Genomic DNA, 12,912 nt, shown 5'->3' on the forward strand with positions numbered 1-12,912 from the left:
CCTATGGAACGTCATGAGCAGATTGAAAAAAGCGTATTGGGTACGATGTTGGCAGAAAATTATTTAATTGTTGATAGTGGCGTGCGGTTGGACTTTTTCACCAGTCATATTCATAAAAATATTTTTCAGTGTATGCAAGATTTACTCTCAAAAAAGCGTCCAGTTGACTTTGTAACTGTGCTGACGATGATGGAACCAACTGCACTTGGCGGCGCTAATTACTTGGCAGAGTTAACGAATTTCCAAAGTGCGACGAAGTTTGATAGTTATGTGGCTATTTTGTTGGATGCGTGGAAAAACCGAGAAAAAAACAAAATTCTTATTCAAGCAAGAGAAGAGGATTGGGAAATCGATGCGATACAAAAATCTTTCGAGGACTTGGTTAAGAACGGAAGTACAGGCCAGGAAACAAGTATTCAATCAGATTTGATGAAGATGGGTGAAAGACCTTACGAGCCGATGCAACATATGCCTGGTGTCCCGACAGGTTTAAATGATTTGGATAAACTGCTTGATGGTTTCCAGCCTGCTGAATTAACGATCATTGCGGCACGGCCGTCGATGGGGAAAACTGATACGTTGAATCATTTTGCGTTACAGGCGGGATTTGCTGGTTATAGGCCGATTATTTTCTCGCTTGAAATGAGCAGAACGTCAATGATTGATAGGTTAATTGCTGTAACGGGCGGCTATAACCGACTTCGCATGCGCAATCCTTATTCGCACTTCACGGAGAAACAAAAGATGAACTGGATGCCGACACTTGGCAGATTAGACGATGCGAATATTCATATCGATGACCGTGCAGGGCTAAAAGTATTCGAAATGCGTGCGACAGCAAGAAAGATTATTAACACTGAACCGTTGTTAAAACCGATTATTTTTGTAGATTACTTACAAATTGTTCGCGGCGATTATTTACATCAAAACCGAACAGATATCGTCGGCCAAATTAGCAATGATTTAAAACAAATGGCAAAAGAATTTGACTGTCCTGTCGTTTGTCTTTCCCAACTTAACCGCGGCGTTGAATCTCGGGACAATAAAAGGCCGATGATGAGCGATTTACGCGACTCGGGTAATATTGAGCAAGATGCGGATGTCATCATTTTTTTATACCGAGACGATTATTACGACAAACAAACAGATAGTCCAAATATGTTGGAAATGAATGTGGCAAAGCACAGAAACGGACCAACTGGAACTGCAACGGTCTGTTACATGAAAGAAACAGGGATTCTTCATAATATCGATTGGCAAAAAGAAAGGATGACCTAAGATGATCACAGTACAAGAAATTCTTCATTTAGCGATTGAAACTGATATGAAAGACCTTTCTCACAGGGTTTTCTGGGCGATTTCTACAGGCAAAGCGAAAGCCGAGGAAGACTCCAAAATTCTGGACAACATCGACTATAACAACGAAGCTATTAACAGAATGATTGAACAAAATGTACTGAAAATAGGAAAAATTAAACTGTTTGTAGCCGAAACAACGGTATCAAAAGTATTCGCTTTTTACTACTGCGAAAATGTATTGGAAGCCTACGTACTCCACCAAGAACTTTTTAAAGAAAGACCCAAACGACTCGTAAACGCACCGAATTTACTTAGAAAGGTCTTTCAGTTGGATGATAAGAAAGATGCAGAAATTTTGTATTTTCATCGTAAAAAAGTTGTCTCATTTCCATATTATTTGGGACATGCAAGGGCTGGGGAGAATTTGTTGTATCGAATGGTCGGCGGTTAGAAGTTTCTGGAATTAAACATACTTTTGGAGTAATATATAAACGCCAGGTGCAACACCAAGTTTAGAATAGTGTGCTGCACCGGTTTTACGGTGAAATTGGCTTTCTTTAACTAATTAAAAAAAAGAAGTTATCAAAAAAAATATACAAAGCGCCTATGGAAATTTGATATTTCCATAGGCGTTTTGAGTTTGGATATTTAATTTTACGGCTTATAAAAACATTTGTCTTTTTTTATGTCACTTATCAATTATTGCTATCCTCGGAGTAGATGGCAATAATTATGATGGCCTCATCTTCTCCGATATTTTTGACAAAGTGGGGCACGCTGGCATTCCAACTGAATGAATCGCCTTCTTTTGCAATGACAGAGTCTTCGCCCTGTTCAGCAAGAACGGTGCCTTTAAGTACGACATGGCTCTCTTCACCTTCGTGGGCAATCGCTTCGCCAGTCGATGCACCGGATGGTAATTCAACGTGCATCATCCGAAGGCCAATTTGGGTAGTAAGATGTTCTATTTTTATGCCATTAAACGTTGTATATACGCGTTCATCTTTCCTTACAACTTTCATATGCTGCTTTTTTTCTAGCAGCAAATAGGGTAGCGGAACGTCCAGAAAGCTGGAGATTGTTTGCAACGTATTAAAGGAGGGGGATGTATTATCGTTTTCGATGTTGCTTATGAATCCTTTGGAGAGCCCTATTTGTTCGCTCATTTGTGCGATTGTTATTTTCTTTCTTTTACGTATATCTCGTTTTTTTGAGCCGATTTCCACATTAATACTTGTAAGCGAGGCACTCTGCATTACAGATCCAGACGGAAATGGCATTGAAGTGTATATAGATCGACCGCCAACTGAATGGACTTGGTCTAATGGGGAAGTCGAGATGGTATCTGACCCGTTAAATGGAGAAAGTCTTCTTGCAGCAAGTGATTCGGAATGGGATGGGTTACCTGCTGACACAATCATGGGGCATATTCATTTGCATGTGTCCGATCTTCAGAAAGCAGAAGATTTTTACACGAAGGGACTCGGTTTTACAGTCGTAAGTCAATATCCTCAGGCTGTTTTTATTTCTACCGGCAATTATCATCATCATATTGCCTTTAATACATGGCAAGGTGTAGGTGCTCCGAAACCACAGAAAAATAGTGTCGGTTTAAATTGGTATACGCTTGTTTTTCCAAATGAAGAAGCAAGAGCAAAAGTGATTGAACAATTACAGAATCTAGGCGCTTCAGTTGTGGCTGAAAATGAATTGTTTGTGACTGACGATCCATCAGGAAATAAAATTCAATTAACCGTGTGACCTTCCCCCACCTCTGCTGCCCAAAATGGTGGCAGAGGTAGGGGTTTATAAATTTCAAGTACAACATTAAATTCATAACAGGCATCAGTTTTTCCTACGTGAAACCAAACCAAGTCACTCCATGGCTTGGTTTTATTCGTGAATATAAATTTAATTGATCCTCTTCAACAATTAATTTTGATTAATAAATGTTGAAATTCAATGTATCTCCATTTAAGCTAATCAAAGCTACCTTTTTACATCTATAAAAATCAGAATAGTTAAATAAGTAGATATATAGGAGAGGCGGAGTATAAATTGATGAATAAAACTTATTTATTTATTAACGGAGAAGTAGTTACTGTAAATGTGAAAAATGAAGTTGTCGAAGCTGTAGCAGTGCAGGGGAGACGCATTGTTAAAGTAGGAAGTACAAAGGAAATTATGACATTACAAAATGAATCTAGTGAAGTAATCGATTTAAAAGGGCGGACTCTTCTCCCAGGATTCGTTGAACCACATCTACATATAACATTATACGGTGCAAATGTTCTTTCTGTATCTTGTAAAGAAGACTCGATTAATTCGATTGAAGATTTACTACTTCAATTGAAAACGAAGGCGGAAAATACGCCGAAGGGGCAATGGGTACGAGCATGGGGTTTCCATGATCAAAAAATAAACAATCAACGTTTCCCAACGAAAGGAGAGCTAGACCTCGTTTCATTGGTACATCCAATTATTGTATCTAGGGCATGTGGTCATTTGTCTGCTGTTAACAGTTTGGCACTTAATGTTGCTGCGATAGATAATAACACACCAGATCCAGAAGGTGGAAAGATTGACCGTGACGATAAAGGTGAGGCTACGGGGTTACTTATTGAAAATGCTCATATGCAAATGAACCAAATTAGCCAGGTAACTAGAGATGAAGTTAGAGAGGGACACGCGATTGCATCTGATCATTTCGCTAGAGCGGGAATTACCTCGATTCATGATGCTACAGGATATGGTGCTACTAGTTTACGTGCTCTTCAAGAAGATAGTGGAGAGAAAATTATTAAGCAAAGGGTATATGCAATGGCTGGTGCTTTAAGCAATGCGGAAAGTCTTGTGAAAACACTTCTGAAATCCGGATTTGTTACAGGGCTTGGAAATGATTGTTTTAAGATTGGTCCAGTAAAAGTTTTTCTGGACGGAAGTAGCAGCGGCCCGACTATTTGGACAAGAGAACCATATACGAGTGACCCATCGAACTTTGGTGTCCATTACTTTCAACAAAAGGAGTTGGAGGAGTTATTTATACCGGCACACGAACAGGGTTGGCAGATTACTGCACATGCTCAAGGGGATGCCGCGATTGATATGATCTTAACTTGTATTGAAAAAGCAAATAAGAAGTTTCCTAGGGTAGACACACGTCATCGAATTGAACACGCGGGAGTGGCCGCTCCCGACTTAATTCAAAGAATGAAAGAACAAGGGGTTATTCCGATACCAAATCCTGCTTTCCTATATGAATACGGAGATGGTTATGTTGAGAATTACGGGGAAAGAGCGAAACAAATGTATCCTTTAGCAAGTTATTTAAAAGAAGGCATTCCAGCTGCAATTGCTTCGGATTGCCCTGTCACTGATTTCAATCCAATGCGTGGCATTCATAGTGCGCTAACTAGAGTATCACAAACAGGACAAGTCATTGGGGCAGATGAAACAATTTCCTTAATAGATGCACTCCGTATGTATACATTTAACGGGGCGTATGCATCGTTTAGTGAAAATGAAACAGGGTCGATTGAACTTGATAAACTAGCGGATTTAATCATTTTAGACCGTTCAATATTAAAGACAGATGTAGAAGATATTCCATTTATTAAAGTTGATTTTACAATGATTGACGGACAGATTGTTTACGATAACCAACAAAAAAATAAATGAATACTAGGAGAATAACAATTGAAAACAATTGAACTTTATGGGACATCATTTGATATTGGATTAAAACACGGTGAACTTGGGAAAATGGAAGTACTTCGTAGCTTGGAAACGTATGAAGAACTATTCAAAGGTTATGCCTCGTTATCTTGGAAAGAAGCAAAAGAAGTGGCTTTACGCCATCTAGATGTAATTTATTCTTATCGCCCAGAGTATGTAACTGAAATGGAGGGCATTGCACGTGGTGCTGGAGTTGACTTTGAAGATATACTAACACTAAATACAAGAAGTGAAATAGCGCTTACGAATGTGCCTGATGGATGTACTTCGCTTGCAATTACTGAACCTCGAACGTCAAAAACATGGCTTGCACAAAATTGGGATTGGAAAGGGGAACAATCTGCTGCTCTTTTATTTTTAAAGATCAAACAACAAGATAAACCAAATATCCAAATGATTACTGAAGGCGGTATTATCGGAAAGATTGGTTGTAACAGTGCTGGTGTTGGTGTTTGTTTGAATGCGATAATTACAAATACATTAGAGACTAAAGTGCCTATCCATCTTGGATTGAGGGCGATTTTGGATTCATATTCGTTTGAAGAAGCTGTTTCTTCTGTAAACGATAATCAAATGGGATCCCCTGCACACTTTTTAATTGCTTCAAATGAGAAAAAAATAGTGAGTCTAGAAGTATCGCCAATTCACACTGCGCAACTTGATTCTACGAGTGGAATGCTTGTTCACACGAATCATATTTGTTCTTCCGCTATGAGAAAAGTCGTGACAGATAGCCCCAAAAAAGATTCTTTTCAACGGTTAGCAGTAATTGAAAAGCTACTAAGCTCCTTGGATAAGGATGCCAAAGCAGATGATATTTTCTCAGTATTATCTAATCATGAGAATTATCCAGATTCCATATGCCGTCATGATAACCCGAATAGGGTAGCACATGAAAATATGGAAACTGTTTTTAGCATTGCAATGGACTTAACAAGTAATGAGATATCATTGATAGTAGGTCAACCTTGTAAGGATAATCAACACCAGTTTTCGGTGTAAGAGAAAAAGTTGATGAACTTAAACCTGTATTGCTATTTTGGCGATGCAGGTTTTTGATGTATTAATAAATAGCGTATGTATGGGCAAAATATCCAAAACTCTTTGAATAATTTGCTTTAAGTGCTATATAAGAACATCTATCAAAAAAAGCTAAAAGGGTAAGATGGACTGTTCCTTTTAATTTTTCCAGGTTTTCAATTAAACATGAATAAAAGAAATTTTAAATATGTTTATAAAGAATATATTAGACAAATGTTATAAGTACAATGTTTGTGTTTGCGTTTTTAATAGTCTAATTAATTTAATAGAGAGAATTTTCAAAAAACAGTGACTAATCTATTATTTTGTTGTATTCTTATTAAAGAACGATAAAAGCACATCCTAAGAAAAGAGGTGGATTAAATTATTAGTTTTCTCGAAAATAGCGGTAATTGGACCTGAGGACATCGTTACAGACCTGATAAATGAAGGAAATAATTATCCATCGCTCAAATTAAATGCTTTTATATACGAGTCAGAAAAAGAAACAATGTCCATTATTAATAAACTTTCTAATGACTTTAATTTAATTTTATTTGCAGGTCCAATTCCGTATATGATTTCATTAGAAAATAAAAAAATGAAAAAGATTGCAAGTATCTTTCTACCGTATCATGGCACGGGGGTGTTGCGGGCATTATATCAAGTCCAAAAGCTCGGTCCAGTTAGCAACTTTAGTATTGATATCGTTGATTTACCTTTACTATTGGAATCATTTGCCGAATTAGAACTGGATGAACATCCTTCTCATATTTTAGAATATGAGATAAATCAGGAAAGTGAAGAAATCATTAAATATCACACCGATTTATTTATGGAAGGTAAAACGATGGGAGCTGTTACAGGATTAGCCTCGTGTTATGAGAGTTTACTAGAAAAAGGTATTCCGGCGGTGCGAATAAAACCCTTTAAATCTGTTATTCGTGAAACACTAGACAAAGTAAAGTTAATATGTGATAACAGTTTTAATATTGGAAACCAAATTTCAGTCGGCCTAATATCAGTTAGTGAATTTGATGAGTGGGCCCAAGGGAAAAATATTCAAGACATACAAAAATTCAATCTTCAACTAGAGTACTCTGTTATGAATTTTATGAAAGAGTTGGATGGTCAGTATTTGCAAACATCACCGAGAGAATTTCTTTTTTTTACAACACATGCTTTTATAGATAATGCTACAAAGGGTTTTGCAACATTACCGTCTATATTCAGTAAATCGAATTTGCCGAGTGGCGTAAAATTAAATCTAGGTATTGGAATGGGTGGGACAACTAATCTAGCTGCTAATGCGGCAAATGTCGCAGCTCAGAAAGCTAAAGATTTAAGCGATGATAGCTGTTATATAGTGAATGATAAACATCAACTTATTGAAATAAGAAAAGACCATAAAGCAATTGATAAATTAGAACTACGTACGACAGATCAACAAATCTTACAATTGGCAGAACAGTCAACGCTTAGCACAATGACTGTAGAAAGAGCATTTCGTGCCATTCAACAAGTTGGTTCCGAATTTACGGCCAATGAAATCGCACCGTTTATGGGGATTTCCGTAAAAAGTACACAACGTATATTAAAACATCTTAAACTAGTGAAAGCGGTTACAATAATTGGGAAAGAAACGCTTCAAACAAAAGGCAGGCCACGAAGCATTTACCGATTAACACTGTAGTGTTTCGCATCTGGGTATTGACTACATTAGGAAGAGGGTGTTAATTTGAGAATCGCTGTTGGACAAGTCTCACATGAAACAAATACTTTTTCGAAAGTACCAACGACGGTAGAAAGATTTAAAGAATTAGATTGGGACGAAGGGAGGTGCATAATAGAAAAGAATCGCGGTGTTGAGAATTACTTGGGGGGAATGATTGAAAGAGCCGAACAGCTAGACATGGAAATAGTACCTGTCTTTTCTGCAGGAGCGCATCCTTCCGGAATTATACCAAAAGTAACCTATGAAGCTATTAAACAAAAATTCCGTGAGAATCTAGATCTTTCAGAAAAAATAGATGCGGTCTGTTTATCACTACATGGCGCTGGTGTTACGGAAGGAATTGATGATTTAGAAGGTGATTTCTTATCTTTTATTCGTGAATTAGTGGGAGATGAAATTCCGATTATAGCTACACTTGATCTTCACGGGAACCTTACCAAGAAAATGGTTGAAGTAGCTGATTTATTAATTGGAGTAAACTTGTATCCACACACCGATTCACATGAAAAAGGTGTAGAAGCAATTACATTAACCTCCAAACTTATCAAAAAGGAAATCAATCCAATAATGCATTTAGAAAAATTGTCGATGATGATACCGACATCGACTTCAAACTTATCACCAGTCAAAGAAATTAATGAGCTTTGTCTTGAATTGAAGAAACAAACGAATGTTATCGATTGTTCCTTTTATCACGGATTTCCTTATACAGATGTTCCTTTTATTGGTGTATCGGTTCTTTGTATTACAGAAGGAGATGAGGAACTAGCAATCAAGACTGCGAAAGAAGCAACTTCGACAATTTGGGCTAATCGCGACAAATTTTATCCAGATACATTGTCACCAGAGCTTGGAGTTGAAAAGGCGAAACACGCGATAAATTTTCCAGTAGTTCTTAACGAAACATCTGATAACCCAGGTGCAGGAACGCCGTGTGATGGTACTCGATTACTAAGTGCAATGCTTGATGCGAAACTAGAACGTGCGTGTATAGGGATCATTTATGATCCCAAGGTCGTTGAAATTGCTCATGAAAAAGGAGTAGGCGCAACGATTGAAGTCTATCTCGGCGGAAAAACCGACGAAATACACGGTGAACCTGTTTTAGTAAGTGCATATATTAAAACGCTAACAGACGGTATTTACACTCAAACATCTCCTATGTGGCGAGGGAAAGTAATTAAGCTTGGAAAAACCGTTAGACTTCGAGTGGGTGGACTCGACATAATCGTTGGATGCATTCGAACCCAGGTATTCGATGAACAACCTTTTGAGATGCACGGGATTAATGTGAACCAATATGAAATTGTTGGCTTGAAATCAAGTCAGCACTTTAGGGCTTCTTACGAATCAATTGCTGCCGAAATTATTACTGTAGATTCGCCAGGATTAAGTACATTGAATTTAAAATCATTTACTTACGAAAAACTCAGAAGGCCCATTTATCCACTGGATGTTATCTAAAGTCTTTAAATATTTTAAAGTTAGCTAATTATTTCTATTTAAGAGCTATATAAGAACAAAAAAATATGATTTGGAAGGGGATATTTAATTGAAAAGATGGCATTGGTTAGTTATGGCTTTGTGTACCATGATGTTATTAGTTGGTTGTACAGCAGATAAGAAAGACAGTTCAGATTCAGGTGACGATGAAAAGCCAGAGTCGGAGGAACTAGGTACGGAACTTAACGTAGCAATTAATACGCAACCCGCTACTTTGGACCACCATATGACAACAGCAACAATTGTTTCTGACCTTTCAAGACATATTTATGAGCAAGTCGTAGCATTAAATTCAGCATATGAAGTTGTTCCAATGCTTGCTGAGTCAATCAATGAAAGTGAAGATGGCAAGACTTATACTTTCAACATGCGAAAAGGTGTTAAGTTCCATAATGGGAAAGAAATGAAAGCGGAAGATGTAATTGCTTCATTGGAAAAATGGCAAGCTATTTCATCGAAAGCACAATCTTTGATTCCGGACGCAACGTTTACAGAAATCGATGAATATACTGTTGAATTCAAGCTTGAAGAAGCAGTATACGGAATTATGACACTCTTTGCTGACGTAGGTCAGTCGGCAGTGATTATACCGAAAGAAATTGCGGAAGCAGCGGGACCAACAGGTACAACAGAATACATTGGGACTGGACCGTTTAAGTTTGAAGAATGGAAACAAGACCAATACATCCATTTTACAAAATTCGATGATTATACTGCTGTCGACCAGCCTTCAGATGGACTTACTGGTAAAAAAGAAGCACTTGTGGATGACATTTACTTCCATGTCATCACTGATGGTTCAACCCGATTAGCGGGGTTGCAAACAGGACAATATGATGTAGCGATGGACGTACCTGTTGATAACTATGACATGGTAGACAATGATCCAAACCTTGAAACGGCAATCGATATTATGGGACCGGTTGGATTGGTTCTGAATAAGAAAGAAAGAATTTTCTCTGATATTAAGATGAGACAGGCACTAAACACAGCATTAAATACAAAAGATATTATGTTGGCTGCGTACTCAGATGAAAAGTTTTTTAGACTTGACCATGGCTATATGCAAGTTGAACAAACGGATTGGTATAGCGAAGAAGGAAGCGATCGTTATAACATAGCCGATCCAGAAAAGGCTAAACAAATGTTTGCAGATGCAGGCTACAAGGGTGAAGAAATTAAAATCATTACTACAAAAGACTATGAGTACATGTACAACTCAGCAGTTGTAATACAAGAGCAACTAAAAGCGATCGGCATCAACATCAAGTTAGAAGTAATGGACTGGGCAACAATTTTAGAAATGAGAGGTAAGCCAGGTGAATATGATGGATTTGTTACTGGATTCCCTAAAGTTATGACACCACAACAAATTCTTCACTTAGGCCCTGAATGGCCAGGTTGGACGAATGATCCTGAACTAACTGAACTTATTGATGAAATAAACGCATCTAATTCAGCAGAAGAAGCAAAAATAAGTTTTGCTAAGTTGCAAGATCGAATGTATGACTATTTGACAATGATTAAATTTGGAGATTACTACACTTTCCTTGGTAATTCGACTAAAGTAGATGGTCTAGAATTACAAGATGGTTTTATTTTATGGAATACAACGATTGCTGAATAAGAAGAATAAACTAAATAGGGATTAATACATATAAGATAGAGCTGTTATTTATACTCTATCTTATATGTTTCCTTTTTTAAGCAAAGAAAGGAGGAAGTATAAACGTGAGAGATTATATCCTAAAAAGAATATGGGCACTCATACCCGTGTTGTTCATAGTATCAATTGTCGTTTTTTCTATCATACATCTTACTCCTGGGGATCCGGCTGCTGTTATGTTAGGTGATCAAGCTAGCGATGAGGACATTCAGAAAGTAAGAGAACAACTAGGCTTAAATGAGCCTATTATTTCACAATATGTTCATTGGTTTTCAAATGTCATCAAAGGAGATTTTGGGTTTTCCTATTTTATGGATAAACCAGTTTTAACCGCCATATATGATCATTTAGGCCCCACACTTTCGTTAGCAGTATTGGCTGAGATTTTTGCGGTTATATTCGCGATACCCTTAGGAGTTATTGCAGCAAAGAGAAAAGGAAGCTTTACAGATCAGTCTATTATGGGCGTATCCTTAATTGGTATTTCTATCCCGAGCTTTTTACTCGCTTTATTTTTAGTGCTAATCTTTTCAGTAAAACTCAGGTGGTTACCTGTTGCAGGTTTCGTACCTTTTAGTACAGACATTGTGGCACATTTCAAACATTTATTACTTCCCGCGATTGCTTTAGGAACGATGCAAGCCTCATTAATTGTACGGATGACAAGGGCTTCATTACTAGATGTTTTAAGCTTAGATTTTATTAAAGCATTAAGAGCAAAAGGTGTAAAAGAGAGAGTCGTTACATATAGGCACGCACTACGAAATTCATTTATTCCAATTATTACGGTTATTGGACAATCTCTTGGAACTCTAGTAGCTGGAGCTGCCGTAACGGAGACAATTTTCAATATACCAGGAATTGGACAGCTTATCTTAAACTCAGTTGAGCGCCGGGATTATGCCGTAATTCAAGGTTCAATCTTGTTCGTTACATTTTCTTATTTAATTATCAACCTATTAATCGACTTGTTGTACGGTGTTATTGATCCACGTATTCGACTCGATAAGAAATAGAATCATTTTTAAAAGGAGGTAGAAAAGTATGAATGTTCCACAGGCGTCCTCGAGTTTTGTCCAAACAAAAATACGCTTGAAGAAAGAACAAAGACAACTTTTTCTGAAAAGACTCTATTCGAATAAACTTGTTGTTACGGGAGGAACCATTACATTAATACTTACGCTTATTGCATTATTGGCTCCGGTACTTATGCCATATGGTCCTTACGAGATGGTTATTGCAGATAAGTTAAAAGGCCCTTCAGCTGAACATTTGCTTGGAACAGATAATTTTGGTCGTGACTTGTTAAGTAGAATTATTTATGGGACAACTATATCAATGAGAGTTGGTTTCTCTGTCGCACTTATTACAGGAATTAGTGGAACGATTATTGGCTTAACCGCTAGTTATTTTAAACGTCTAGATGGGATTTTAATGAGAATTTCAGATGCGATGATGGCATTTCCTGCTATCCTACTTGCAATTGCCATCATGGCGGCGCTTGGACCGACTATAAATAATGTTATCATTTCGTTATGTATCGTTTACACACCATATGTTGCGCGAATTATTCGTTCATCGGCCCTTATTATTAGAGAGCAAACCTATATAGAAGCAATGGTAGCTCAAGGTGCGAGTTCAGCAAGAATAATTTGGGGGCATATTGCAATTAATACACTATCCCCATTAATTGTTCAAACAACTTTTATCTTTGCTGAGGCTATAATTGTCGAGGCTGCTCTAAGTTTCCTTGGAGTTGGTGTTCCAGCTCCAGACCCGACGTGGGGAAATATATTATTTGAAGGTAAGATGTATATTTATAATGCATGGTGGTTGACTGTTTTTCCGGGTATTTTCATCGTATCGGCTGTATTAGGACTCAACTTATTCGGTGATGGACTGCGAGATTTACTGGATCCAAATGCATCCGCACAAGGTAAGAAAAGATAATAAA

Annotated in this window: 11 protein-coding genes; 10 read left to right on the forward strand and 1 reads right to left on the reverse strand. The window is 37.5% G+C overall.

The window, feature by feature from the left end:
- Positions 1–3 precede the first annotated feature (3 nt).
- Positions 4–1,278 carry a replicative DNA helicase gene (locus AC3RV6_RS05630; RefSeq protein WP_489748481.1) on the forward strand — a complete coding sequence of 425 codons (1,275 nt, stop codon included), beginning with the start codon at positions 4–6 and terminating at the stop codon, positions 1,276–1,278.
- Position 1,279: 1 nt separating this feature from the next.
- A complete protein-coding gene (locus AC3RV6_RS05635) occupies positions 1,280–1,750 on the forward strand; it encodes a hypothetical protein (RefSeq protein ID WP_489748482.1) in 471 nt (156 codons plus the stop codon).
- 244 nt (positions 1,751–1,994) lie between these two features.
- Here the strand turns inward: AC3RV6_RS05635 and AC3RV6_RS05640 are convergent, their stop codons facing one another.
- Positions 1,995–2,525 carry a helix-turn-helix domain-containing protein gene (locus tag AC3RV6_RS05640; protein ID WP_489748483.1) on the reverse strand — a complete coding sequence of 177 codons (531 nt, stop codon included), beginning with the start codon at positions 2,523–2,525 and terminating at the stop codon, positions 1,995–1,997.
- Here AC3RV6_RS05640 and AC3RV6_RS05645 point away from each other — a divergent pair.
- The 8 genes from AC3RV6_RS05645 (at position 2,431) to AC3RV6_RS05680 (ending at position 12,908) form a co-directional block, all read left to right on the forward strand.
- A complete protein-coding gene (locus AC3RV6_RS05645; protein ID WP_489748484.1) occupies positions 2,431–3,060 on the forward strand; it encodes a VOC family protein in 630 nt (209 codons plus the stop codon). The genes AC3RV6_RS05640 and AC3RV6_RS05645 overlap by 95 nt on opposite strands.
- A gap of 300 nt (positions 3,061–3,360) precedes the next feature.
- Complete coding sequence (locus AC3RV6_RS05650) at positions 3,361–4,977, forward strand: amidohydrolase (RefSeq protein WP_489749195.1); 1,617 nt, start codon at positions 3,361–3,363, stop codon at positions 4,975–4,977.
- Positions 4,978–4,995: 18 nt separating this feature from the next.
- A complete protein-coding gene (locus AC3RV6_RS05655) occupies positions 4,996–6,036 on the forward strand; it encodes a C45 family autoproteolytic acyltransferase/hydrolase (protein ID WP_489748485.1) in 1,041 nt (346 codons plus the stop codon).
- Positions 6,037–6,565: 529 nt separating this feature from the next.
- Positions 6,566–7,747, forward strand: coding sequence for a hypothetical protein (locus tag AC3RV6_RS05660; RefSeq protein ID WP_489748486.1), 1,182 nt, complete (start codon positions 6,566–6,568; stop codon positions 7,745–7,747).
- Positions 7,748–7,792: 45 nt separating this feature from the next.
- On the forward strand, positions 7,793–9,253 hold the full coding sequence (locus AC3RV6_RS05665; protein ID WP_489748487.1) for a M81 family metallopeptidase: 1,461 nt from the start codon (positions 7,793–7,795) through the stop codon (positions 9,251–9,253).
- An 88-nt stretch (positions 9,254–9,341) separates the two neighbouring features.
- A complete protein-coding gene (locus AC3RV6_RS05670; protein ID WP_489748488.1) occupies positions 9,342–10,919 on the forward strand; it encodes an ABC transporter substrate-binding protein in 1,578 nt (525 codons plus the stop codon).
- 104 nt (positions 10,920–11,023) lie between these two features.
- Positions 11,024–11,974 (forward strand): ABC transporter permease, encoded by a 951-nt coding sequence (locus tag AC3RV6_RS05675; RefSeq protein WP_489748489.1) that lies wholly within the window; start codon positions 11,024–11,026, stop codon positions 11,972–11,974.
- 28 nt (positions 11,975–12,002) lie between these two features.
- Positions 12,003–12,908 carry an ABC transporter permease gene (locus AC3RV6_RS05680; protein WP_489748490.1) on the forward strand — a complete coding sequence of 302 codons (906 nt, stop codon included), beginning with the start codon at positions 12,003–12,005 and terminating at the stop codon, positions 12,906–12,908.
- Positions 12,909–12,912 lie beyond the last annotated feature (4 nt).

The sequence above is a fragment of the Sporosarcina sp. So3-204 genome (genome assembly GCF_058068165.1).

Bases quoted from the DNA above. Each gene is read 5' to 3' on its own strand.
- AC3RV6_RS05630 (WP_489748481.1), top strand. From the start codon at position 4: ATGGAACGTCATGAGCAGATTGAAAAAAGCGTATTGGGTACGATGTTG.
- AC3RV6_RS05635 (WP_489748482.1), top strand. From the start codon at position 1,280: ATGATCACAGTACAAGAAATTCTTCATTTAGCGATTGAAACTGATATG.
- AC3RV6_RS05645 (WP_489748484.1), top strand. From the start codon at position 2,431: ATGAATCCTTTGGAGAGCCCTATTTGTTCGCTCATTTGTGCGATTGTT.
- AC3RV6_RS05650 (WP_489749195.1), top strand. From the start codon at position 3,361: ATGAATAAAACTTATTTATTTATTAACGGAGAAGTAGTTACTGTAAAT.
- AC3RV6_RS05660 (WP_489748486.1), top strand. From the start codon at position 6,566: ATGTCCATTATTAATAAACTTTCTAATGACTTTAATTTAATTTTATTT.
- AC3RV6_RS05680 (WP_489748490.1), top strand. From the start codon at position 12,003: ATGAATGTTCCACAGGCGTCCTCGAGTTTTGTCCAAACAAAAATACGC.